The organism is Neobacillus cucumis, from assembly GCF_023715505.1.
Map to the genome: position 1 here is coordinate 74,799 of NZ_JAMBOH010000017.1, position 26,455 is coordinate 101,253.

19 protein-coding genes and 1 pseudogene are annotated in these 26,455 nt (G+C 38.8%); 14 read left to right on the top strand and 6 right to left on the bottom strand.

Annotation, left to right across the window (positions count from 1 at the left end):
• Positions 1-3 precede the first annotated feature (3 nt).
• From M3226_RS21125 to M3226_RS21160, 8 genes are all read left to right on the top strand, one after another.
• Positions 4-1,362, top strand: a complete 1,359-nt coding sequence (locus tag M3226_RS21125; protein ID WP_251570367.1) for a dihydrolipoamide acetyltransferase family protein — start codon at positions 4-6, stop codon at positions 1,360-1,362.
• 12 nt (positions 1,363-1,374) lie between these two features.
• Positions 1,375-2,769 (top strand): dihydrolipoyl dehydrogenase, encoded by a 1,395-nt coding sequence (lpdA, locus tag M3226_RS21130; RefSeq protein WP_251570368.1) that lies wholly within the window; start codon positions 1,375-1,377, stop codon positions 2,767-2,769.
• A 120-nt stretch (positions 2,770-2,889) separates the two neighbouring features.
• Positions 2,890-3,834, top strand: a complete 945-nt coding sequence (locus M3226_RS21135; RefSeq protein ID WP_251570370.1) for a sugar-binding transcriptional regulator — start codon at positions 2,890-2,892, stop codon at positions 3,832-3,834.
• Between the two features lie 330 nt (positions 3,835-4,164).
• The gene (locus M3226_RS21140; RefSeq protein ID WP_251570371.1) at positions 4,165-4,896 is read left to right on the top strand and encodes a FadR/GntR family transcriptional regulator; all 732 of its coding nucleotides are present in this window, start codon (positions 4,165-4,167) and stop codon (positions 4,894-4,896) included.
• Positions 4,897-5,202: 306 nt separating this feature from the next.
• Positions 5,203-6,534: an NAD(P)H-dependent oxidoreductase gene (locus M3226_RS21145; protein ID WP_251570373.1), complete on the top strand. Its 1,332-nt coding sequence runs from the start codon at positions 5,203-5,205 to the stop codon at positions 6,532-6,534.
• Positions 6,535-6,574: 40 nt separating this feature from the next.
• Positions 6,575-7,441, top strand: coding sequence for a fumarylacetoacetate hydrolase family protein (locus M3226_RS21150; protein WP_251570375.1), 867 nt, complete (start codon positions 6,575-6,577; stop codon positions 7,439-7,441).
• Between the two features lie 92 nt (positions 7,442-7,533).
• Positions 7,534-10,239 (top strand): UxaA family hydrolase, encoded by a 2,706-nt coding sequence (locus M3226_RS21155; protein WP_251570379.1) that lies wholly within the window; start codon positions 7,534-7,536, stop codon positions 10,237-10,239.
• Between the two features lie 349 nt (positions 10,240-10,588).
• Positions 10,589-11,935 (top strand): MFS transporter, encoded by a 1,347-nt coding sequence (locus M3226_RS21160; protein WP_251570382.1) that lies wholly within the window; start codon positions 10,589-10,591, stop codon positions 11,933-11,935.
• A 107-nt stretch (positions 11,936-12,042) separates the two neighbouring features.
• Here M3226_RS21160 and M3226_RS21165 read toward each other — a convergent pair whose 3' ends face one another.
• Positions 12,043-12,819, bottom strand: coding sequence for a Cof-type HAD-IIB family hydrolase (locus M3226_RS21165; RefSeq protein ID WP_251570383.1), 777 nt, complete (start codon positions 12,817-12,819; stop codon positions 12,043-12,045).
• Between the two features lie 445 nt (positions 12,820-13,264).
• On the opposite strand from M3226_RS21165, the gene M3226_RS21170 reads away from it, so the two are divergent.
• On the top strand, positions 13,265-14,209 hold the full coding sequence (locus tag M3226_RS21170; protein ID WP_251570386.1) for a sugar-binding transcriptional regulator: 945 nt from the start codon (positions 13,265-13,267) through the stop codon (positions 14,207-14,209).
• A gap of 177 nt (positions 14,210-14,386) precedes the next feature.
• The gene (lipA, locus tag M3226_RS21175) at positions 14,387-15,295 is read left to right on the top strand and encodes a lipoyl synthase (RefSeq protein WP_285857934.1); all 909 of its coding nucleotides are present in this window, start codon (positions 14,387-14,389) and stop codon (positions 15,293-15,295) included.
• 113 nt (positions 15,296-15,408) lie between these two features.
• Here lipA and M3226_RS21180 read toward each other — a convergent pair.
• The 4 genes and pseudogenes from M3226_RS21180 to M3226_RS21195 all read right to left on the bottom strand — a co-directional run.
• Positions 15,409-15,678, bottom strand: a pseudogene (locus M3226_RS21180) (fructose-bisphosphatase class II); the annotation flags it as partial.
• 334 nt (positions 15,679-16,012) lie between these two features.
• The gene (locus M3226_RS21185; protein WP_251570391.1) at positions 16,013-16,183 is read right to left on the bottom strand and encodes a fructose-bisphosphatase class II; all 171 of its coding nucleotides are present in this window, start codon (positions 16,181-16,183) and stop codon (positions 16,013-16,015) included.
• Positions 16,184-16,499: 316 nt separating this feature from the next.
• Entirely contained in the window at positions 16,500-18,113 is a 1,614-nt protein-coding gene (locus tag M3226_RS21190) for an FGGY-family carbohydrate kinase (RefSeq protein WP_251570394.1), read from the bottom strand.
• Positions 18,114-18,578: 465 nt separating this feature from the next.
• Positions 18,579-19,523 carry a sugar-binding transcriptional regulator gene (locus tag M3226_RS21195; protein ID WP_251570397.1) on the bottom strand — a complete coding sequence of 315 codons (945 nt, stop codon included), beginning with the start codon at positions 19,521-19,523 and terminating at the stop codon, positions 18,579-18,581.
• Between the two features lie 550 nt (positions 19,524-20,073).
• Between M3226_RS21195 and M3226_RS21200 the strand changes: the two genes are divergently transcribed.
• From M3226_RS21200 to M3226_RS21215, 4 genes are all read left to right on the top strand, one after another.
• Positions 20,074-21,375: an MFS transporter gene (locus M3226_RS21200; RefSeq protein ID WP_251570399.1), complete on the top strand. Its 1,302-nt coding sequence runs from the start codon at positions 20,074-20,076 to the stop codon at positions 21,373-21,375.
• Positions 21,376-22,316: 941 nt separating this feature from the next.
• Complete coding sequence (locus tag M3226_RS21205) at positions 22,317-23,771, top strand: NADP-dependent glyceraldehyde-3-phosphate dehydrogenase (protein ID WP_251570400.1); 1,455 nt, start codon at positions 22,317-22,319, stop codon at positions 23,769-23,771.
• Positions 23,772-23,905: 134 nt separating this feature from the next.
• Complete coding sequence (locus M3226_RS21210) at positions 23,906-24,856, top strand: sugar-binding transcriptional regulator (protein ID WP_251570402.1); 951 nt, start codon at positions 23,906-23,908, stop codon at positions 24,854-24,856.
• 456 nt (positions 24,857-25,312) lie between these two features.
• A complete protein-coding gene (locus M3226_RS21215) occupies positions 25,313-25,645 on the top strand; it encodes a bh protein (protein WP_251570403.1) in 333 nt (110 codons plus the stop codon).
• A 253-nt stretch (positions 25,646-25,898) separates the two neighbouring features.
• Here the strand turns inward: M3226_RS21215 and M3226_RS21220 are convergent, their stop codons facing one another.
• A complete protein-coding gene (locus M3226_RS21220) occupies positions 25,899-26,357 on the bottom strand; it encodes an NUDIX domain-containing protein (RefSeq protein WP_251570405.1) in 459 nt (152 codons plus the stop codon).
• Between the last annotated feature and the right edge of the window lie 98 nt (positions 26,358-26,455).

Here is a 26,455-nt window from a genome sequence, read left to right on the forward strand (position 1 = left end):
GTCATGGCTAAAGAAATATTCATGCCAAAGTTAAGCAGCACGATGGAGATCGGAACCCTCCTCCAATGGTTCAAAGAAGAAGGGGACCAAGTAGAGATCGGCGAGCCTTTATTTGAAATCATGACTGACAAAATCAATATTGAAGTAGAGGCATACGAAGAAGGTATTTTATTAAAAAAATACTTTGGTATCGATGAGGAAGTTCCTTGTAATTATGTAATTGGTTATATTGGTGAAAAAAATGAAACTGTTCCGGCAGTATCACCAGGATTAGCTGGAAGTGACGAAAACTCAGAAGAAAAGGCTGAGGTAAAGGTAGAAGCAAAAGCAGAGAATACTGTAGAAACAATCCAAACAGTGGCTGTTGCAGGTGAAAAGGTACGAGCAACGCCTGCTGCACGAAGTATCGCCAGAAACGAACAAGTGGACCTGGAGTTGGTTCAGGGAAGCGGACCAAAAGGAAGAATTCACCAGAAGGATGTTCAATCGTTTATTCTGAACACTCCAGAAGGTGTCCGCATTTCACCTCTCGCCAAGAAAATAGCCGACGAAGAGAAAGTAAATGTAGGTGATCTGACCGGTTCAGGCGCCCATGGCAAAATTGTTAAGAACGATGTAGTAAATGTTCTTCAGAAGGGGCAAAAAGTCGAACAACAAGCTGCATCATCGGCTGCACCTGCACGCAAAAAGCTTTCCGGTATGCGTAAAGTAATTGCCGAGAGAATGATAAAAAGTGTAACGACAGCACCACATGTAACATTAACGAGTGACATTGATATGACGAAAGTAAAAGAATTGCGTGCTCAGCTTAAGCCTAGAATTGAAAAACAAACCGGCTTGCGCCTTTCCTTTACAGAAGTCATCCTGAAAGCAGTTGGAACTGTTTTAGCTCGTCACCCGCAGGTCAACGCTACCCTGGTTAAAGATGAAATTATCTACAGCGAAGACGTGAATGTCGGTTTAGCCGTAGCTGTTGATGACGGATTGATGGTACCAGTATTGAAAAACGTGGACGAAAAAGGGTTAAGTCAATTAACAGTTGAAGCAAAAGATTTAGCAAAACGTGCCCGTGAGCAGAAACTGCTTCCGGATCAAATGAAAGGTTCCACCTTTACGGTTAGTAATCTAGGAATGTATGCCATCGATGCCTTTACACCTATTATTAATCTCCCAGAAACAGCGATTCTCGGAATCGGTAGGATCCAAGACAAAGCGGTTGTTGAAAATGGAACAATTGTTGTAAGGCCAATGATGGTTGTCAGCCTCTCCTTTGACCACAGAGCGATTGATGGGGCACCAGCAGCCGAATTTTTAACAGAATTAAAGCATGTACTTGAAAACCCATTTGAATTGTTGGTATAAGGGGTGTAGAAAATGTCAAAATCGTATGATATTGCTATAATCGGCGGCGGTCCCGGCGGCTATGTAGCCGCCTTAAGGGCTGCAGAATTAGGAAAGAAAACAGCACTGATTGAACATGATTTCTTGGGTGGGACCTGCTTAAACCGTGGCTGTATTCCTTCAAAAACATTATTAAAGCATGCCGAAATCATAGAATCAATCCATGCAGCAAAGGAATGGGGCATTGAAACAGGGGAGCTGTCATTTTCTTTAGAGAAGATGAAAAAGCGCAAAGACGATGTCATCAGCAAGCTGCGAAGCGGAATTGCCTTTTTAATGAAAAAAGGAAAAATTGACGTATTAGATGGATTTGGAAGTATCGAAACACCGAACAAGATTAAAGTTTTAAAGGAAGACAAGCAGGAAGTCATCGAGGCGGCAAAAATTATTGTGGCCACAGGCTCATCACCTGCTGTTCCGCCAATCCCTGGTTTAAAAGAGGTTTCCTTTTTCACAAGTGACACCATTTTTGATATCAATGAAATTCCTTCGTACATCGCGATTATCGGCGGTGGTGTGATTGGTGTCGAATTTGCCTGTATCTTTGCGAGTCTAGACACAAAAGTTGTGATTGTCGAGATGGCTGACCGTCTTGTTCCAAGTGAAGATCCTGAGGCATCGAAGCTGTTGGAAAAAGAGTTGAAGAAAAAGGGTGTACAAATTTTCACCAGTACAAAAGTAAACAGCGTCGAAAAAGGCGACCTTGGTAAACGGATCTTATGCACGGATCAAAAGGGGAATGAGATTTTCATTGAAACACAGGAACTGATTGTCAGTGTCGGCAGAAAGCCAAACACAGCAGCGGTTTCCAATCTGAATTTAGTAATGGACGGTCCATTTATTAAAGTAAATGAAAAAATGGAAACAAGTGTGAAAAGTATTTATGCCGTTGGTGATGTGGTCGGCGGTTATCAGCTTGCCCATGTGGCCAGCGCGGAAGGAATTGTTGCCGCCAATAATGCGGCGGGCGAACAAGATACAATTAACTACAAGGTCGTACCGAGATGTATTTATACATTGCCGGAAATTGCAAGTGTTGGGATGACTGAAGCAGAGGCGCTTGCAAAAGGGTTAGCGGTTGCATCAGAGAAATTTGATCACGTCGGAAACGGCAAAGCACTTGCTGCAGGGGAAACGAGTGGTTTTACAAAAATCATTTATGAGAAAAAGTACGGGGAAATCATCGGTGTCACCATGGTCGGCCCGCATGTAACCGAAATGATTTCTGAGGCCGCAGCCTTCATGTTCTTAGAAGGGACGATTGAAGAAGCAGCTAAAATGATTCATCCTCATCCCACAGTATCAGAAACATTTTATGAGGCTGCCCAGCGAATTGAAATGAAATTAAGGGCACCTCTTAAAGTATAAAGACAGGATCGATTAATGGTGTTAAAACATTTTGTTTTAACACCATTTTTTCATAGCCTGTGCTTTGGTAAATGAGTGGTATTAAATAAGACTTTAAAGGAGATATTTCGAGGTGAATCTATGCTTAGCTGGGAAGAAAGAAGACAATTGGTGAAAGTTGCTAGTTTCTACTATATAAAAGGTTTTACACAGGAGCAGATTGCCAAGAAAATAGGGGTATCACGCCCAGTTATTTCTAAGCAGCTTCAAAAGGCTAAGGACTATGGAATTGTTGAGGTATTTATCAAAGATGAAACCGTTCATACCGTTGAATTGGAAGAGAAAGTCGAAGAATGCTATGGTTTGAAGGATGTAGTGGTCGTTCCGGTTTCGGATCAGTATTTGGAAATGAGGAAAAAAGTTATCGGGCAGGTAGCTGCTAATTACATTATAAAAAACTTCAGAAATGTAAGAAGAATCGGGATTGGCTGGGGAAGTACATTGGCGGAGCTAGTAAGAGAGTACCCATACGAAAGAAGGGAAGATGTAAAAATCATTCCTTTAGTTGGGGGCATGGGCAGCCAACAAGTGGATATTCATGCCAACCAGCTCGCCTATGAACTCGCGAAAAAAATGAATGGTTCCTGTTCTTATCTCTATGCACCTGCTATCCTTGATTCCGAGGGGCTGAGAAATAGACTGGTCAACATGATAGATGTGAAATCCGTTTTGGAAGAAGCAAGGAAGGTAGATTTGGCCCTGGTTGGAATAGGTAATCCCTATAAAGAATCAACCTTGGAGAAAATAGGCTATATAAAGGAAGAAGATATTGAAGATTTACGAAAAAGCGGAGCAGTTGGCGATATTTCCTCCCGTTTCCTGGATTCTAACGGCCGGCCAATCAATCATCCGATTAATGATAAAGTCATTGGAACAACGCTGGATGAAATAAAGGAAGTTCCAGTCGTTGTCGGAGTTGTTGAGGGAACTAATAAATTGGAAAGTATTCGGGGGGCTCTGAGGGGGAACTATCTGGATGTTTTGATTATTGATGAAGTATCGGCTTCAGCACTTCTCCCAGATTGAAATGAAAAAGGGAGCTTAGAATTCTCCTTTTTTAAAATGTTTATATAATGACTTGAGTATCATTCTTCCTGTTTTTGCCATAACTCCGTGTTAAGGAATAAAATAATTTATTCTAAGTCAACTTCTTTAAAAGTGTTGTGTTAAATAAAACGTACAATAACAAAAACACTACATATCTTTAAAAAAGATGAAATAACAATTGAACTTTTGCAAACTCTTACAGCGGTGGTATATAGTTATATATATTGAAATTCTATAACTAGTTTTTTAATGTAAGAACTATTACCATATAAAGAAATAAACCGTTATTTGAGGGGGATGTGAAAAGTTATGGCAGGTTCTGAGGATCTAATAAAGCGGGTGGGGCGGACTTCACTCACCCAAGAAGTGGTTAACCAGTTGGCAGATCTGATCATGAAAGGGGCATGGAAACCTGGAGACCAAATTCCATCGGAAAAGGAGTTGGCTGCCCGATTTGGAGTTGGCCGCTCAACGATTAGGGAAGCGCTGCAGAGCCTGGTGGTGATCGGGGTTTTGGAAACACGTTATGGTGGGGGCACCTTCGTTCAAGAACCAACTTCACAACTTTTATCAGGCGCCTTCCGGTGGGGGCTCCTTCTCAGCCACCGAAACCTAAGTGATCTGACCGAGGTAAGACTGAATGTGGAGGTAGAATGCACGGGTCTGGCTGCCGAGCGGAGGGATGAGAAAGATTTAGAAAACCTTATGATTACCTTTGAACATATGAAGACTTATCAGGAAGATGAAGCTCGTTTTATGGAATACGACAATTTATTTCACCGGCAGATGGCAGAGTCTTCGAAAAACCTAATCTATGTTAACCTCGTATCAACGATTCAGTCGATTGTAAGACTTTGGTATCCTTCTACCTTCAGCATATCGGAAACAAAAGCTAGCACACTGGAAGAACATCGGTTGATAGTGGAAGCCATCAGATCTGGGAATATCAACGAGGCACGTCTGTTCATGCGTCATCACATCATGAGCGCTGCTGAACGCCTTAATCAAGTACTTGTAAATCGTGAGATATCCTCCGATTAATTGCATTTATTGATACCGTAACACAATTATGTGGGTTTTATTTATATTTTTTTATTACTGCTCACTTTAAACCAGGTGGGCTTTTTTATTTTGTTTCTATATCAAGGAATAATACAAATAAATAAAATTTTTTAAATATTTAAAAATTAAGCGTTTACAAAAAAATGTACGAGTGATATATTTAAGGCAGAGATAAACTTTGTCTGACAATCACACAATCATATAATCACACAATAGTGTAATTATATGATTGATTGATAGAAAGATATTTTCAGAAAAATTTAACAAATCGGAGGCGATTATTTAATGATTAAACAGGAACTTTTAGCAAGGGCAGAAGCAGGAAAACCAGTTAAAGTAGGGTTCGTTGGTGCAGGCCGGATGGGAACGGGTGCTTTATGCCAGATTGGATTAATGAAGGGAATGCAAACAAGTATCATTGCAGACTTAAGTGTGGAACGTTCTGTAAGGGCTTTCGAACTTTGTGGATACAAGGCCTCTGATGTGGTTGTGACAAATCGTCTTTCCCAGGCTGCAGATGCCATGTTACAGGGTAGGCCTGTAGTTACAGAGGATGCAGATCTTGTACCATCTCTTGACATAGATGTAGTGGTGGATGCAACAGGAAGTCCAGAGCTTGGTGCCCGAATCGCTTATAAGTCAATCCAGGCACGAAAACATATAGTCATGTTGAATGTTGAGAGTGACGTGGTAGTAGGGCCGTTACTGTATAAAATGGCTAAGGATGCAGGAGTGGTCTATACTGTATCGTCCGGAGATGAGCCGGGGCTGATTGCTGAACTTTATGACAGGTACACAGCGTTAGGATTTGAGATTGTGGCTGTGGGCAAAACGCCTTCGAGTCTCGGAACATTTGATCGATATGCGACACCGGATAGTGTGGCCGAGGATGCCCGTGAGTTAGGCGTAAATCCCCACTTCCTTGTTACCTTTAGAGATGCGACAAAGACCATGATCGAGATGGCTTGCGTCTCAAATTACACTGGTCTTGTTCCAGATGTACGGGGAATGCATGGTCCTGTAGCAGGTATATATGAAATCCCTAAGATTTTCCGGCCAAAAAGCGAAGGAGGAATTCTGAATCAACGAGGTGTTATCGACTATGCAAGACCGCTTAAAACAGAGGATGGGAAAATTGACTTCCTCCGTAGCGTTACACCAGGAGTTTTTCTGGTAGTTCGGACGGAACACCCACAGATTCAAGAAGACCTAAAGTACCTGGACGTTGTTGGAGACAACGGGTACTACAACATGTACACCCCTTACCATCTGGTGACGAACGAGATTCCGTTGTCTATTGCATCAGCAGCTATATTCCAACACCCAACAGTAGTCCCAAGTAAAGGATTGGTGACCGAAGTAATTGCTGCGGCAAAGCGTGACCTCAAAGCAGGCGAGACGATTGACGGGCAAGGAGGATCAACAGTATATGCCCTGAATGATCATTTCCAAACTGCACGAGAAGAGAAATTGGTTCCGCTTGGTCTTCTAACAGGAGCACGCCTTCGCTGCGATGTCAAAAAAGATCAGGTAATCACCTATGACATGGTCGAACTTAAGACGGATACCATGCTCTATAAGCTTCGCCAGCAGCAAGACGTAGGGGTTTTAATTTAAGAAGGTAAAGCCATTCCACAAAAATAAAAGGAGAGTAGAAATGAAGCTTCTAAATTTTCAGCGAGATAATCAAATTCGTCTAGGTGTAAAAACAGAACAAGGAATTATCGATGTGCAAAAAGTGGCGGATGCTCTTGAAGTGAACATTCCATGCATCATGGAAGATGTCATTGCCGGAGGTTCAGCTACCCTATCTCAACTGCAAACAATCATTGAAAAAACGGAAGATTTTATTTCAGAAGAAGGAATTCAATATGCTCCTGTTGTGACAAAGCCTGAGAAAATCATTTGTGTTGGTCTTAACTACATTAATCATGCTGAAGAATCGAAAATGGCCATCCCCACTTCTCCAGTGCTATTTAATAAATTTAATAATTCTCTTGCGGCACATCAAGATCAAATTACGCTTCCAAAGGGTGCGGAAAAGTTTGACTATGAAGCAGAATTGGTGATTGTAATTGGAAAAGAAACAAACAACATAAGTGAACAAGATGCATTAACCCATGTATTTGGCTACACGGTCGGAAATGATGTTTCTGCGAGAGACCTACAATTCCGCACACCACAATGGCTGCTGGGAAAGGCCTTGGATCAATTTGCCCCAATAGGTCCCTACCTCGTCACAGCTGATGAGGTGGATGATCCAACGAATCTTGATATCAAATGCAAGGTCAACGGTGAACTTCGTCAATCTGCAAACACGAGAGACATGATCTTTAGCTGTGCTACTATCGTAAGTTATATCTCAAAATATATCACACTGCAACCAGGGGATTTGATCTTCTCCGGCACTCCGGATGGTGTTATTTTGGGTTACCCGGAAGATAAGCAGGTATGGTTGAAATCAGGGGATGAAATGACAGTGTCAATCGAGAAAATTGGTACGCTGAATAATGTTTTAACTTAAAAGGTGGGCTGTCAGCCTTTGGTTTTGACAGCCTAGATATTTAATCCTAGTTGTGAAGCTTAAATATAATCTTCTATAAGGAGTTGAATCTAATGAATGCATCTTACCAATTTGATGAAGTTGCTAGACTTCCTTTACCTGGAGATAATGTTGCAGTTGCGACTCGCAAGTTAGACGCTGGCACCCATATCAACTATCGAGGTCAAGCTTTGACCCTGGATTACACCGTTATGGAAGGTCATCGATTTGCAGTAAAAGCGATTGCACCAGGTCAAGCCTTACTCTCCTGGGATTTACCCTTTGGTGTGGCTGAGCAATGGATTCAACCTGGCAATTATGTGATCAACAAAGCTGTTTTGGAAGAGCTTAGTGTTCGATCACTTGCATTTGACCTGCCGGCTACGCCCAATTTTTCTGATCAAATTCCGCCTTATGTTCTTGATGAGATGAATTTTCAACCTGCACAAGCATTGCCCGCTTACCCGGAATCAAGCACCTTTATGGGTTATCGGAGAAGCCAAGCGCGCGGTGTCGGTACTCGCAACAAGGTGGTCTTGTTGGGGACAACCTCACGCACGGGCAGCTATGTCAAACAGCTTGCTACTCGACTGGAAGGTGAACTGCAGCGCTATTCCCAAGTGGATGGGATTGTTCCTATTGCTCATACGGAGGGGGGGACAGAACAGCCTAATAACCTAGCTCTATTGCTGCGTACGTTGGCCGGATTTATCGTAAATCCTAACGTGGGTGCAGTCTTGATTGTAGACTATGGCACTGAACCAGTAACTAACCAGATGCTAGAGGCCTATTTACGGGAACATAATTATCCAGTAAATGACGTGTTGCACCAATTTCTGTCCATCAAAGGTAGTTTTCAAGAGAATCTGAATATTGGGGAAAAGATTGTGCGTGAATGGTTACCAAGGGTAGATGCCATGGAACGCACCCCTGAATCCATTAGCCATCTGAAGATTGCCTTACAATGTGGCGGCTCAGACGCCTTTTCGGGTATTTCTGCTAATCCACTGCTGGGGTGGATTTCAAAGGAAGTGGTACGATATGGAGGGGCTGCTAATTTGGCAGAAACGGATGAATTGATGGGCGCAGAGCCTTATGTCTTACAAAAGGTACGCACGGTGGAAACCGCCCGTAAATTTTTAACTTTTATAGAACAATTTAAGGAGAGAGCTGCTTGGCATGGTGCGAGCGCTGAAGGAAACCCTTCCGGTGGCAATAAATTTCGTGGCCTATATAATATTGCCCTCAAGTCCATTGGAGCGGCCCGTAAGAAAGACCCAGATACTCGTCTTGATCATGCAATTGACTATGCTGAGCCCATGAAAGAATCTGGTTTCCATTTTATGGACAGCCCTGGTAATGACCTCGAGGGTATTGCCGGACAGGTGGCTTCAGGCTGTAACCTGATTTTCTTTACAACAGGGAACGGATCGGTCACCAACTTTCCTTTTGTGCCGACTCTTAAAGTGGTGACGACATCACGTCGGTTCCAACTGCTAACCAATGAAATGGATTTCAACGCTGGTGAATATCTAGAGGGGATGTCCATGGATGAGTTAGGTAGGCAAGCTTTTGACTTGATGATACAAACTGCCTCGGGTAAGCTCAGTGCAGGTGAGAAGGCTGGTCATTCACAGGTACAATTCTGGCGCAACTGGCGGCAAACGGATGCGAACCAACTGGATAGTTTGCTCAATGCACCTCAGTTGACGGGGGAACCTATTGCGATTCAGGCGGACCACACAGTAGCTACCAACCCAAATTGCTTCACCTTCAGTCGTGGGCAAGACCGCCAAGCCTTTGATGGTATAAGCTTAATCTTGCCAACCAGTCTCTGTTCTGGGCAGGTGGCGAATTTGATTGCGCAGCGGCTAAATAAACAGGGGGGTGGTCAACCGGGGCATATTCCTCGTTTTGTGTCTTTGCCACATACGGAAGGATGCGGTAATAATGCTGGCCAACCTGAGCAGATGTATGCTCGTACCATGGTTGGCTATATCACCCATCCGCTGGTCAAGCATTGTCTGTTACTGGAACATGGTTGTGAGAAAACCCACAATGACTTTATGCGTCATCAGATGGAAGCGATGGGTATTGACCATAGGTCTGTTGGATTTGCCAGTATTCAACTAGATGGCGGGATTGAGAAGGTAACTCAGAAGGTGGAAGCATGGTTTGCTGATCAATTATCCGCAGATGGGTTAACCGCGAAGGAAACGGTTGGGCTAGAAGCGTTGCGCATTGGAATTTTAACGGATGGTTACGTGACAAACGCAGTTGGTGAACAACTTGCTAGGTTAACAAAAATGATTGTAGGCGCAGGTGGCTTGGTGGTTGTGCCAGAGAACAGTGGGCTGCTTTCAACGTCGGCTTACAGGGAGAATGTATTGACCAAATCTAATGTTCCGCCATCATTGGCCTATGGTGAACATATCCGCTACACTGGTTTCCACATAATGGAGACACCAACCGAGCATTGGGTGGAGACTGTCACGGGCTTAGCAGCTACGGGTGTTGAGTTAATATTAGCGCTGGTTAATCACCAACCAATGCAGACGCATCCATTCGTGCCTATGCTGCAAATGACATCGGAGCCGACTATTCAACAAACCTATGGAAATGATTTAGATCTTGTACTTAATGGCGATCCTTCCATTTGGATTGAGCAGATTCTAGAGATTTGCAAGCAAACCATGGAGCATGATTATACGCCACGTCTTTATCAACAGGGTAATGTTGATTTCCAACTGACACGCGGATTACTGGGTGTTTCGTTATAATTGGGTTTAATAATTAAGTTTCATTTCTTCAGTATCGTGTAAAGTGTCTGTCCTAGGGATTAAAGTACCCAAAGAAAAAATCAAAAGAACATGAATTAGAAGTTATGTATGAATATACCACGGGAATTCAGAAACATGTAAGCGTAATCAAAAACGATAAATAGAACCGAACGGAGAGCTATTATCTATATAAGCACCTTCAAATCGAAAATTCCAGCATAGATTCACTAACGAAAATGTACTGTTCTAAAAAATGAAAAAAAGTTAACTTTAGCTAGTAAGTTTCGATGCATTAAGTGACACAAATTGCTGGAAAATGAGATATTACTTAGGTAAAAGGAGTGACTTTATGGCAAATCAGGTTGTTAAGCCTAGAACTTCGGGATGGGCAAAACTTCGGTGGGGTATTCTTGGAATGGATTGTCTATTGCTGGCACTAAACTACGGAGATCGTGCAATGATTGGTGTAGCAGCGCCCCATATAATAGAAGAATTTCATTTCTCTAGTGCAGTTTGGGGTATTATTATAAGCGCATTTGCTTTTGGTTACGCTCCGTTCTGTTTTATTGGAGGATGGACTTCGGATAAGTTGGGCCCACGAAAGGTTATGGGGTGGGCAGCTATTTGGTGGTCTATTTTTACAGGATTGACAGCTGTTGGTTTCAACTTTGTGAGCTTTGTTATTTTAAGATTTTTGTTTGGTTTTGGGGAGGGTCCTCAAGCTTCGACGATGGCTAAATTGGTTAGTAATTGGTTTCCCCAAAGGGAGACAGCAACCTCAGTGGGTATTGCTCAAGCAGCAACTCCATTAGGGGGAGCTCTTGCGACGCCGCTAGTTGTTTGGTTAATGGCTATAACAAATGGAAGTTGGAGATTTCCTTTTATTGTTTTAGGGATTATTGGTATACTCTTTGCGTTAGGCTGGTTTCTTGTTGTTCGTGATAAACCTGAAAATCATCCATGGATTACAGCAAAAGAGTTAGCTGAAATTCAAAGTGGAGAATTAGCAAGGCGTCCTGAGTTTGAAAGTGATGGTACAACTAGACCTATTAGCTTCTATTTAAAAAAACCTATTGTTTGGAGTACAGCACTTGCATTTTTTGGATATAACTGGGTACTTTTTGTTTTTACTGGTTGGTTCCCAACCTATTTAGTACAAGCTCATAATATTAACATAAAGAGTCTTGCTATTGGTGCAACCATTCCTTGGATTGCAGGCACGGTTGGAGTGATTCTTGGCGGGGTCATAACTGACCGAATTGCGAAAAAAACAGGCAATCCTGCTAAAGCTAGAAAGTGGTTAATGGTCATTTGTCTAATTGGAGTGGGTGTTTCCTTTGTTCCTGCTGCACTTGTAACCTCAATTACAGGAGCTGTCTCACTTATGGCTATTTCCATGTTTTTGAATTATTTAACTTGTGCTCAGTACTTTGCGATAATATCGGATACGGTTCCTTCCTCTCGTTTGGGTGGTGTAATGGGGATGGTTCATTTTATTGCTGTAACAGCGGGAATATTGGGACCTTTCGTCACAGGGTGGTTAGTAACTCTTACGAATTCTTGGGTCTCAGGATTTGCAGTTTGTGGAATCATCGTAATCGCAGGGGCAATTTGTATGGCGATATTTGGTAAATCAGATTCGCGTGAAAATTTGATTGAAAGAGGAAACAAACATATTACCGAGCTTTCAAATTAAGTGAGGGGTAATTAAAAAGAATCCATCTGAATTCCAATTTCAGGTGGATTCTTATTATTTTAGTCAAAGTAAAAATGATCTTCAAAGAACCAGAAAGGTTTATACTCCTACCTTAATAGTCCTACTAGCTTTAATCCATGTGCAATTCCGTTATCACTTACATCCTTTGTCACATACTTGGCTACATTCTTTACTAAATCAGGTGCATTTCCCATCGCCACACCATTTCCTACAAATTGAAGCATCTCAATATCGTTTAAATAATCCCCAAATGCATATACTTGTTCTTTTGTGTAGCCTAACTTTTCAATTGCTTTTTCAATCCCCTGAGCTTTAGATCCGCCTAGTGGAAGTACATCCATTGAAAATTGATGCCAACGAATAAAATTTAAGTCTTTTAAACCGTCTCGATATTGGGCTTCTTCTTCATCTGGACAAAATAGAAGAGCTTGAAAAATTTCTCTGTCTACAAAGTAGTGCGGATCATATCCTGGATGGGAAACGCCCAGTGTCCCTATACTTACGTCGATGTGCGGGTGATACTGGCTATTGGCCTTCATAATCTCGTGTCCCATATAGACGAGAGGATGATTGTATTTGTTGGCAAATTTCGTTAATGAATCTAAAGCTTTTGTATTTAGAGGGTTTTTATAAATTACTTCTCCACCTAATACTACGTATTGTCCATTAAAGCTAACAAATGAATCGATTTCCAATTCTTCTCTCAGATTTTCAAATAAGAAAGGGGCACGTCCTGTTGCAATTGCTACATCATGCCCCTCCCTTTTTAAAGCTTGAATGGCATGCTTGGTCGAAGATGGTAATTGTTTATTGTGATCAAGAAGTGTGCCGTCTATATCAAAAAAAACTATTGCTCTATCCATTTTATACGTTCACCTTCAATTTCTAATATTGTTATTAACATTTTTTCACCTATTGAACATTTGTTAATTTAAAACTAATATGTATATTCCAAAATGTCAATTTAAATATTTTTTTCTAATTTGTTTAGAAGAATAAACTTTAAAAGATTTTACCCCCTTGACTAAATAAAAAAATAATTTTATGATTTTCACAAAGGTAACAATCTATTACAAATGTTAAATAGAGGATACATTGAATACCGCTCATTATGAATCCAGGAAATATAAATCAGCATGCAATTAATTTGATGGATTTGTTTAAATTTCAAGAAATTAATAAGCCATTTTTATTGACAGTATGTTAAATTGTTGTAAGGTTCAATAACCTATGTAAAGATTAAATAAAGTTGCACTGAAAAATGGATATCATAACAAAAGTTACTTCAACAGATAAAGAGGCGATTCGATGTTAGATTGGGAAGAAAAGAGAAGATTAATTCAAATCGTTCATTTGTACTATATCGAAGATTGTACACAAGAACAAATTTCAAAAAAAGTTGGTTTATCTAGAAGCCTAATTTCAAAGCTTCTCCAAAAAGCAAGGGATTTTGGATTGGTAGAAGTAAATATAAAGGATGAAGAGTTTCGTACAGTACAATTAGAATACCAACTTGAGAAGAAATATAATTTGAAGGATGTAGTTGTAGTATCTACCTCGGGACTTACTTCTGAGATGCTAAAAAAGGCAGTAGGAAATGCAGGTGGATATTATCTCTCTAAAAACTTAAAAGATGTCAAACGAATTGGCATTTCATGGGGTTCTACCTTGTCTGAACTAGTGAAAGAGTACTCTTTTGAACAGAAAGAAGAGGTCCAAGTAATTCCTCTTGTAGGAGGTCTGGGAACGAAACATGTTGAATTTCATTCTAATCAATTGGCGTACGAATTATCAAAAAAACTGAATGGTACATGCTCATACTTATATACCCCAGCGATTGTTAAAACAAAAGAACTAAGAGACCGTCTCGTCTTAATGAAAGATATTGCCACAGTGCTTGAGGAAGGAAAGAATGTAGATGTAGCTCTTATCAGCGTAGGCAACCCTTACACAAATTCTACAATGCGAACACTCGGTTATATACAAGAGGATGACTTGCAGCAACTCCATGAAATGGGTGCTGTTGGTGATATTGCTTCACGCTTCTTTGATCAAGACGGAGAGGCGGTTAACCATCCCTTAAATGAAAGAGTCATTGGTTTATCGCTTGAGCAACTGAAGCAAATTAATATGGTCATAGCAGTAGTTGTAGGAACTGAAAAGGTTGAAGGCCTGGCTTCAGCTTTAAAGGGAGAGTACATAGACGTTCTAATTTTAGATGAGAAAGCTGCCTTGAAACTTATAAAAGCTTAATCTAATACTCATCTTTTGTTCAGCAAAATTTTTTATCATCTGTCAGGTCTTTAATATTAGATTTATTTTAAAGTGAACTTAGCTAATGACTCAACAATTATAATTAGATAATTTCTGGCATATACCATTTAAAATTTCATTTTTCATAATTATTTATATAGGAAAGACCTACAGGAGATGATTAGAATGGAAACTAAAAAAGAACGTGTTCGTAAACCAGATTGGTTAAAAATTAAACTAAATACAAATGAAAATTATAGCGGTCTTAAAAAAATGATGAGGGAAAAACAATTGCATACAGTGTGTGAAGAAGCGAAGTGTCCTAACATTCATGAGTGTTGGGCTGTCAGGAGGACGGCCACTTTTATGATTTTAGGAGATGTTTGTACTAGAGCTTGTCGCTTCTGTGCCGTTAAAACAGGTTTACCGACGGAGCTGGATTGGCTGGAGCCTGAACGTGTAGCTGATTCCGTTGTCCAAATGAACTTAAAGCATGTGGTAATTACAGCAGTTGCTCGTGATGACTTAAAGGATGGCGGAGCAGGTGTGTTTGCGGAAACAGTCCGTGCAATACGGCGCAAAAGTCCACTTACTTCTATTGAAGTTTTACCATCAGATATGGGAGGTGTGTATGAGAATTTAAAAACTCTCTTAGAAGCACGTCCAGATATTTTGAATCATAATATTGAAACAGTTCGGCGTTTATCTAACCGAGTACGTGCAAGAGCAAAGTATGACCGTTCTCTTGAGTTTTTGCGTCGTGCAAAAGAAATGCTGTCAGACATTCCTACAAAGTCAAGCATTATGGTTGGTCTTGGAGAAACGAAAGAAGAAATAATAGAGTCAATGGATGATTTACGGAAAAACCGCGTAAACATTCTTACGATTGGGCAATACTTGCAGCCAACTAAAAACCATTTGCCTGTAATCAAGTATTGGACGCCTGCTGAATTTGCAGAGTTAAAAGAGATTGCATTAAGCAAAGGGTTTGATCATTGTGAGGCAGGTCCGCTAGTACGTTCGTCCTATCACGCGGATGAACAGGTGGATCAGGCAACAAAAAAGATACAAGGGGTAAGTATTTAGCTATTTGCTGGATTCAGGGAAAAAGATACGGAAGGAAATGGGACAACCCACTCCTTTAAGGGGGGTGTCCTGTGTATCTTTACCATTTGAAATGGGGGAGTATAAGCTAGTAGTTAATTCGAGCCTTTTTTGTAAACTATGTTCACCCTCATAATGCGTAATGTACCTGTTTTTGCACGAATAACAAATAAATGTGTTGTAGCAATGTCTCCTCTGTATTGAACCCCTTTTAAAAGTTCTCCATCGGTTTCATTCGTTTCTGAAAAAATGCATCTTCCCATTTTACATGTCTTCCATTAATAAAACACTATTAATATCTTGTATTTCCATCGTGTTGCATCTAGTATTTTTTCTGCTTGTGGCAAAAGCATTCCTTGAAAATCACCACCTAAACATTTTAAGGCAACGGCTGCTAATACTCCTTCAGGGGTACCTCCTGAAGCTACCTAACATAAACACCGGTATGGCCAAAGGCTGTAGTAATTGCCATCTTGATTTAACTTCATTCGGGCACCAGAATCTCTAATCTCTTGGAGAATCTTTTCATGCTTTTCAAAGTATAAAATAGTGACAATGAGCTCTTAAAATTCTCTACTTTTTGCTTTAGCAATTGCTCTTAAATCGTCTAGTATAGGCGCAACTATCATGCACAGCTGCTTTCGGACCGACGGCGACTATTTCATATACAAATCTGGTGCATGTATAAGGCTCCCATGTTCAGCTATCGCTAGCATAGGAAGAAGCATTAGACCTACCTGCTTCAACAATATTAGTGCCCTCTAAATGATCGACAGCGATATCAACCCGAGGACCATTATTTGGTCCTAATATTTCTGTTATAAATAAAAAGGGAGCCTCATCAGCTTCTTCTTTCTTACCTCTGCCCATCCACCTTGCTGCAGCTAAAGCCTCTACTTCTGTAACACGTATAAGTTCCTAGGAAAGACTGTTTCTCATTTTTTGCATCTATTTCGAGTTATTAATAACTATTTCAAGACCTTTTTGAAATCTCTTTTCTATATTTAATGCGTCCATATTAATCTATCAATACGGAATGGTTATACATAAATTTAAAGATAAAAAAAAAAAGGCAAATTCACCAAGAGGTGAAGTCTGCCTAAAATATTTGCTAAGATCATACGCGAATTTTTAGAATGACATTTTAAAGATCATGTAGCGGGATCGGGTATGATTTATGCATTTATCAAATAGTTGTAGAGATAACAAGGGATTTGGGACAGTCTGTATCCTCTTTGAATTTAGGAGCTAACGTCCCTTGGCTGATTTTTGTATTTTCCCACATCCAACTATGGAATTGTGGATAGGCCTTTCGATACTGTTCAGCATATAATTGATACTTTGCATGATTTTCTAGATTAGGCTCGATTCGCTCTTTTTTAAATCGCACCATATTTGAAACTGCTTCCTCTATGGTTTGATAAGCTCCTGCAGCCACGCTAGCTAAAATAGCAGAACCTAAACAAGCCACTTGATTATCCTCAGGTACATTAATGGCAATATTGCTAACATCAGCATGAATTTGAAGAAACAATTTACTGTTTGTTGCTCCACCTGCGGCATACACCTCAGTGGTTGCAATTCCATTATTTCTAAAATTACGAATATTATAATCGGTTCCGTAGGCAATTCCTTCTATAATCGCCCGATAAATATGTTCTCTCCCATGCTTTAATGACAATCCAGATATCATTCCTCTAACATTAGGATCAACATGTGGGGAACGATTTCCTTGCCAATAATCCAGAACGATGAGGCCTTCAGAACCTGGTTGGATTTGAGCAGCTTCATGATTTAATAGGTCATAAACGCTTACATTTTTATCATTTGCTATATATTCTAAATCCCTGCAAAAGTTTGTTCTAAACCATTTAATAGTAGAACCCGAAGAGGATTGTCCTGCTTCTACCAATCGTAAACCTGGGATGACGGCATTCGGGAATGAGCCCATTATTTCCTTTGAATGAACTTGTTTATCTGTTAATCCATAAATATTATGTGAAGAACCTGTAATTAAGGCTAGTTTTCCTTTTTGAATGACACCTAAACCAATCATGCCATTAAGGGCATCTACCCCTCCCCGGGCAACAGGTGTTCCTTCACATAGTCCTAATTCCTCCGCGGCTGAATGTGTAAGACCACCTACATTCTCACCTAAATCGTATATATCACTTGGAAGCTTTTCAAAGACATCACTTAATCCAATTGATTCATAAAAGCGTTTTGGCACTCCGCCCTCTTCCTGATTGTAATACCATCTGTAGGTTGTGGTACTGATACTTCCAGTATGCTTACCTGTTAACATGAACGTATACCAATCAGAGAAGTCTAAGATTTTTTCAGCACTTTCATAAAGGGAAGGTTCATTCCTTTTTAACCAAAGAACCTTACAAGGCATCCACTCTGGTGAAACCTTTCCATAGCCATTGTATTTTAAAGCATCGTCTCCGGAGGAAGATATAAGATCAGCTTCCTTATGAGCGCGAAGATCCATCCACATTAGGGCACGATGTAATGGTCTACCGTCATTTTTACATAATACAATCGTCGGACATGTAGTATCTAAACTTAAACCAATAATCTGTTCTTTAGTAGCCCCGGCTTGCTTCATTGCTTGTTTTATACTATTGACAAGAGCAGTCCACCATTCGTTGGGATCCTGTTCGGCCCAACCAGGATTAGGGTGGTAGGTTTTATATCCGGTAACACCTAAGCCAACTTGTTTTCCCTGCAAATCATATATCCCTACTCTTACGCCCTCCGTGCCACCGTCAATTCCGATTACGAGCTCCTTTTTCATTTATATATTCTCCTTTGCTAAAAAAATAAAGCGCTTTATAAACATTTTAAATTAAGGTATCTTGCTTGTTTTTTAATGCATTCGTATAATGATATCTATTCTCTTATAATATTTGTTCTAAATAAAGGTAATAATAAGTTTTTTAATAAAGCTTTTCCCTGAAAGTCAGTGTTTCTTGGGTCATACCTCTTTGTAAAGGTGAATTGTATTATTCTATGATAAATGCTAAGTTTTTAGTTTGCTCCCAATAATGTATAAACCTCCTCAAGTAATTAATAGCTAACGGTTATAACTGATATAACAAATGTAATAACGTGTAACGTTTGTTAAAATTATAGGTTGTTGTTATGAAAATTGTCAATATTTATTTTACATCAAAAATTTAGAAACAAAAAAAGATTACAAAACACTATTTTAATTAGTGCTTTGTAATCTATTGGTTGTTTATTCGGCTAAAACCATCCTTTATTTCTCTCTTATTAGTGCAGATGCACTTTCCTCATCAATGATTAATACGTTTATGTACCCACCTTTTAAAGCTGCAGATAAGCTATCTACCTTATGAGTTCCTTCAACGATAGCAACGACTTTTTGAATTTGCTTCAGTTGCTCGAGTGACAAACCAATGACTTTATCATTTAAAGGATGGTTAACCAAATCTCCTTCTTGATCAAAGAAACGAGAAGCAATATCACCTACTACCCCCATTTTGCAGAATTGCTTCAGATCTTCGTCTTGTAAATATCCAAGTGCCCTTAATGTAGAATTAGTATAGGGATTTCCTATACTAATAAGGGCAACATCTACATTTTTACCCTTCTCAAGAACCATTGCAATATCAGGTATTTCTAAAAGATAATCTTTTAGTTCTTGTGTTTCAACAATTGCTGGGGCATATAAATTTGAGGAAGTTCCGTTCATTTTTCTCGCCAATTCATAAGCCAATTGATTAGCATGAATTTCAACATGGTGTGTTCCTATACCACCTACAAGTGGAACAATATTTATTTCTCTTTGTTCAAATGGATACTCCTTTACGAGTTCTAATAAGGTAGTTCCCCATGAAATTCCGACCTGTTTTGCATCCCCGAGGTTTTTGGAGAGGTAATAACTACCGGCTTGCCCTACAGTCTTTTTAATCATTTCAGGAGCAAGCCCCTCAGTGGATACTACTATGACCTCATCTAACTTAAACATATTCTTTATCTTTTTTTCTAATTCGATCGTATGGATACTTTCATCATTAATGTATACTTCTACGATTCCGCTATCTTTTGCTTTTTTCAATAACCGGGAAATAAACGGTCGTGATACACCGGTCTTTTTAGCTATTTGTCCTTGTGTCCAACCCTCCACATAATATAAATTAGCTATTCGCACTAATTGGCGCTTATCTTCAGAACCTAACATATAATCTCCTCTTTATCTATTCAAATAATTTTATTATACCAAGTTCCTAAACAAGAATGCACTACCTACCTTACTTATCCTTTTACTATTCTTAAAGTGATCACTAAAATATTCAGATACAGAAAGTAATTCTCTGGGAAGATAGAAATAGGTGAATCAACTGTATTTTCTGAAAAATCTTATTGACAGCGCTTTTAAAAAAAAATATAATTTTAACAAAGGTTACAACTAGTAACATATGTTAAAGGAGAAGTCGAAATGTTAAATATGTTCATTTCTAAATTTATAGGTTTGGTTATTACTTAGAAGTGGGGAAAAGGAAATTTGAATTAGGAACTGATTTGATTGTAGTGATTGAATTAGAGAGGACTTAGTTCTATAAATGTAAGCGCTTGTAAATGAAGGGATGACTTTGCGATGAGCGATTTGGGGAGTCAGTTAGTTAAGGATAAAAGGACGTTAACAAAAAAACAACATTAGAGAATTGCTTCTAGCTTTGATCTATTACTTAAAAAGAAATGAATTTTATGTATGATAAGGAGGAAAAAAGATGAACGGGATATTCAACAAGGTGGGTTTAGATTCTAAGATGGCTTTAGGATTTATTGGTGTTATGATTTTTATGATGGGAGACGGACTTGAACAAGGGTGGCTTTCATCCTATTTAATGAGTCATGGTTTAACGGTACAGCAATCTGCTTTATTATTTTCTGTATACGGTTTCGCAGCTGCAATTGCCGCTTGGCTTTCAGGAGTTCTGGCTGAAATCATGGGGCCTCGAAAAGCGATGACTTTAGGATTATCTTTATTTATAGTAGGAACAGTTTTTTTCATAACATTTGGAATTAGGGGTATGAATCTTGCCGTTATGCTTCCGACATACGCTCTTAGAGGTTTAGGTTATCCGCTTTTTGCCTATTCATTCTTAGTTTGGATTACTTACTATGCTCCTGGTGATAAACTTGCAACAGCTATAGGGTGGTTTTGGTTTGCGTTTGCTGCAGGTTTAAATGTTTTGGGTGCGTTTTATTCAAGTTTTGCCCTTCCGATTTTAGGAGAAATCAATACACTTTGGAGTGCATTAATTTTTGTTAGTTTAGGTGCTACTGTAGCTATTTTCTTAAATAAGAATGATTCAAGTAATAATGATAATAAGAAGTTTGAAACCAAAACAGATATAATAAAATATCTTACAAAAGGTATTACGATTGCTTTTGAAAAGCCGAAAATTGGACTTGGATGTATCGTGAGAACAATCAATACAGCGGGTGCATATGGACTTGTTGTATTTATGCCGGCATATATGATGGAGGTAGGATTTACAAGATCTGAGTGGCTACAAATTTATGGAGCACTGTGGACAAGTAACATTTTCTTTAATTTAATTTTTGGAATTGTTGGTGACAGAATAGGATGGCGTAATACGGTTATCTGGTTTGGTGGAGTTGGCTGTGCAGTTTTTACAGCGGCATTTTATTATGCTCCTGCTTTGTTGGGACCTAATTATATAGTGACAACAATTGTAGCAGCTTGCTTTGGAGCATGTTTGGCTGCTTATGTTCCTTTATCTGCATTAATCCCTTCACTAGCCCCAGAAAATAAAGGAGCAGCGATGTCCATTCTGAATCTTGGTGCTGGTTTAAGCACATTTTTGGGGCCTGCATTGGTTGGTATTTTTATCGGGAGTTTAGGAGTAGTGGGTATTATCTGGATTTATACTGGTTTATACTTGGTTAGTGCATTCTTGATGAAATTCATCACACTTCCTAAACAGGAAGAGAATCCATCTAACAGTTATGAAAATCTTTCAAATGCGGTTGTGTCTCATTCAAGGCAAGAAGGGGTTTCCTAAGAACAGTAGCTTCATATAACCTTGAGTAAGAAAGAGCACAAATTTAACATGGATTTACTGATAATACTATGTTTAAAAGTAAAGTAAAAAATATATAGCTTGTTTTAACTATTTTTAATACAAGCACCATTTAAAAAATAAATTAAACCCTTGATTGGCAACTTCATTCCTTATGAAGTTGCCTTTTTAGCTTCCACACATTCTTAAATTTTCTATCCATTCAAGGGGCGGTCTGGGAAAAAGAGTGGTTCGTACTAAAAACTTTAGATCACCTAGATTCGTCCTGTGTCAAATACAAATAAAAGCGGGTATAACCAAGAAATGGGAATGCCTGCCCAACGTCCTAGTTTTGCTCGGAACCATCCGATAAGTGTTAATCCGGGATTCATACACATAAACGCAAAAACACATCACCACTACTGTTCTAAAAAGGCATGAACACAGGGTAGTGATCCACGCATCGCGACTAGAACTTGCCCCGAAGCCAAATTTGATGGCAGTTCCTTTATCGTAAGTAGTTGAAAATTAGTGACCGTTGCCATATAACCTCACTTTTTAATTTTGCGCTAATTTGTTAAATAAATTTAAAGTGTTAGGAAACTATCTCAGATATAATTACCTTATTTTTCTGCATACCCTATTAAATCTATCTCAGGAATACTTTCAGCTAACACTTATTTTTCATTGACAACTCTTTCAACCAATTTTATAATAGCCACATAAGTAATTAACAAAATTTTATATAAGTAACAAATGTTATGAAAACTGAATATTCAGTTAATAAAAGTGGATAAAAGATATACCTATTGAATATTAGGGGGTGGTAAAAGTATTGGTGAAATTTCCTTTTTAAAAGTACTTTTATGTTTTTTATATAATAAAAAGATTGAAAATTATTAACATTAAAATAATATATAACTTTGTACCTGAGGAGGATGATTATGTCTACAAATGTACTACCTTTAACTGCTTATAATTTTTATCTTAACGGGGAATGGAGAAAAAGTAAGTCAGGGAAAACGATAAATATTACTTCGCCTTATCTTAATGAAGTAATTGGAAAAGTACAGGGAATTACAACTGAAGAGGTAGATGAGGCAATTTATTATGCTCACGAGGCACAAAAAATTTGGGCAGAAACTTCCCTTCAAGAACGAGCAAAGTTTTTATATAAATGGGCAGATCAATTAGTGAACATGCAGGATGAAATTGCTGAAATTATAATGAAAGAAGTAGGGAAAAGTATTAAAGATGCAAAGAATGAAGTCGTCCGTACTGCGGATTTGATTCGTTACACGGTTGATGAAGCATTGCATATGCATGGTGAAAGTATGAGGGGAGACAGCTTCCCGGGCGGATCTAAATCTAAGGTTGCAATTATTGAACGAGTTCCGCTAGGAGTTGTACTTGCCATCCCTCCGTTTAACTATCCTGTCAATTTAGCTGCTGCTAAATTAGCACCAGCTCTGATTTCTGGTAATGCAGTTATCTTTAAACCTGCTACTCAAGGAGCTATCAGTGGAATTAAAATGATTGAGGCACTACACAAAGCAGACTTTCCAGCAGGTATTGTTAATATTGTAACAGGTCGTGGCTCTGACATTGGTGATTACTTAGTTGAGCATGCAGGAATTAATATGATTTCCTTTACCGGAGGGACCAATACTGGAATTCGCTTAGCGAAAAAAGCAGCAATGATTCCACTTGTACTTGAGCTTGGCGGGAAAGACCCTGGTATTGTGCGGGAAGACGCTGACTTACATGAAGCGTCAAAACATATTATCAGCGGTGCATTTTCTTATTCCGGGCAGCGTTGTACAGCCATCAAACGGGTATTAGTCCATGAACGTGTAGCGGACGAGCTTGTCGCCATTTTAAAGAAAAAAATTGAAAAATTGCCTGTAGGATCTCCGGAAGAAGGCAACACAGTTGTTCCTTTGATCGATAATCGATCTGCTGACTTCGTTCAAGGTCTAATTGATGATGCCATTGAAAAAGGGGCAACCCTAGTAATAGGAAATAAGCGGGATCACAATTTGATTTATCCTACTCTTCTTGATCATGTGACAGAGGATATGGTTGTAGCCTGGGAAGAACCGTTCGGGCCTGTACTGCCTGTAATCCGTGTTTCATCTGATGAAGAAGCTATCGCTATTGCTAATCAATCTGAATTTGGCTTACAGGCAAGTGTCTTTACTAAAGACATTAATAAAGCATTTACGATAGCCAATAAAATCGAAACAGGCTCTGTTCAAATTAATGGACGTACTGAACGTGGTCCTGATCACTTCCCGTTTATCGGTGTAAAAGGATCTGGTATGGGAGCTCAGGGAATCCGGAAGAGCCTTGAATCAATGACGCGTGAAAAAGTAACGGTACTAAACCTTGCTGAATAATTAAAAGTATAACTTTAATTGCTAAAAGGAGTGGACCGGATTTGGCCCTCCTTTTATTATTTTTAACTGGTCTGGTAAAAATAAAATTAATGATATAATTAAGGATATAAAAGGAGAATTTTCGAGGTGAATTCATGCTTAGCTGGGAAGAGAGAAGGCAGTTAGTTAAAGTAGCTAGTTTTTATTATAGAGAGGGATTTACACAGGAACAGATTGCCAAGAAAATAGGGGTATCACGCCCGTTTATTTCTAAGCAGCTTCAAAAGGCAAAGGATTACGGAATCGTAGAGGTATTTATCAAAGATGAGACGGTTCATACCGTTGAATTAGAAGGATTAATAGAAGAACGCTATGGATTGAAGGATGTAGTTGTTGTTCCGATTGTGGATCAATATTCTGAAATGAGGAAAAAGGTCATTGGACAGGTGGCTGCTAATTATATTATTAAAAACTTGAAAGATGTAAAAAGTATTGGAATTGGCTGGGGAAGCACGTTAGCAGAACTAGTAAGAGAGTATCCATATGAAAATAGAGAAGATGTAAAAATTATTCCTTTGGTTGGGGGAATGGGAACCCAGCAGGTGGATATTCATGCCAATCAGCTTGCTTATGAGCTTGCTAAAAAAATGAATGGATCCTGCTCCTATCTTTATGCACCTGCCATTATCGATTCTGAGGAGCTTAAAAATAGACTTGTAGACATGCAGGATGTTAAATCAGTCTTGGAAGATGCAAGGAAGGTAGATTTAGCCCTAGTTGGAATTGGGAATCCCTATAAAGAATCTACACTGGAGAAAATAGGCTATGTAAAACAAGAGGACATCGAGGATTTAAGAAAATGTGGCGCAATTGGGGACATAATATCTCGTTTCCTAGATTATAATGGTCAACCAATCAATCATCCAATAAACGAAAAAGTAATTGGGATAACGTTAGATGAATTAAAGAAAATTCAAATTGTTATCGGAGTTGTTGAGGGAAGAAAAAAGCTGGAAAGTATAAGGGGTGCTCTTAGAGGCAATTATCTGGATATTTTGATTATTGATGAAGCATCAGCCTCGGAACTTCTCCTAATTGATTTTTAAAGAATTGTCCACTGTTTTTGTAAATAGTTATATAAAAAATTATACTTATGTAGGTGCTAACTACATCTTTGTTCTCTGCAATTACCACAAGAGCATGTGGAGTGATGGAACTAAAAATGGATGGGCTACGGCGGATTTGGTGTCGAAATTCCCTAGTGGAATAAAAAAATACAAAAGGTGATTAATGTAGGTGAGGGAATACATAAAGCGGAAAGTGTGCCGGTGCTCTATGAGGTCAATTTATTGAAGTACTTATTATTGATGAACAAACTACGGGTGCTATATTAAAAATAAATGAAAATTTTATTATAAATACTTAAGTCAATTCATTAGGTTTTTCTCTCTCTTATACAATTAACTGAGAAGAAGTATTTAGATAAATAGGCATGTAATAATAAAGTGATAATCCTTTTTCCCAACAAAGTTTATAGAATATTTGTAAAGGAGTAAAACTATATGAAAATTACAGAGATAGATTCCGCTCTTTATTGCTCGAATTGCCATGATGAAACTTTACATTGCGTTCAGTATTTAAACGGTAAAGTTTTATCTATTGAGTGTACCAATTGCCATCGTAAAATGGTCACTAACATGAGTCCAACGAGGGAGTTATCTAAAGAAATATATAAGAGAGTTATATCAAAACCGACAGATTTGACTAAAGAATATAAAGAGGATCATAGCAAGTTCATTGATGAAATTCCTAAAAGAGTCATTAGTAAACCCCTTAGGCTGATAAGGTACGTAAATGAAACGAAAAAGGCATTTAAAAAATTTAAGGATTTATAGAAAAAATGAAATTAAAAAAAAAATCTTCTAATTAATGTCTTTTAACACCCCAGTATCTTTACGATATGGTGGTAGCACCTTTCATGAACAAAATTCCAAGTAGAATAAACTGTTTTGAAGAAATTTGGGGTCTGGTAATGAATTGTAACTAATCAATATAGAAAAAGCCGCTTCTGTAAAATTAAGGAAGTGGCTTTTGTGTTGTAAAAATAATACTTCCTCAGCCCTTTTTAAGATAGATGGGTAAAACCATCTATCTTAAAAAGGGCTGATTTTTGTCACTAAGTGCATCCTGAATTCGGATAATTTGGGATTCATGAATATGAATAGTATGCAAATCACGTAATGGAACAAATGCTACCCTTTTTGATTCATGACTTGTTCTGATTGAACCATCTATTACCTCACATAAAAAACAAATAGAAAATTGCTGTCTGACTTCTCCATCTGCATATTTAATTACATGATTGGGATCACTATAGATTCCAACCAATTTCTTTACTACAACTACCAATCCTGTTTCCTCCATCACCTCTCTTTTTATTGCATCTTCCACTGTTTCACCTGGTTCCATCCCACCTCCAGGTAAAGGCCACATTCCATTATCAACCCGTTCCTGAAGAAGAATATCCCTTTGATTACAAAGGATTACAGCAGAGACAGCAAGCACAATGGTTTTCGCCTTGGGTGCTTGCATCGTAATAATAATCAATTCGGTTCATGTAACGACCTCCTTTAAATAAATTTTCTCCCCAAATTTTTATTGACAGCCTTTTCAATGCATTCTATAATAAGTTTGTAGCAAATGGT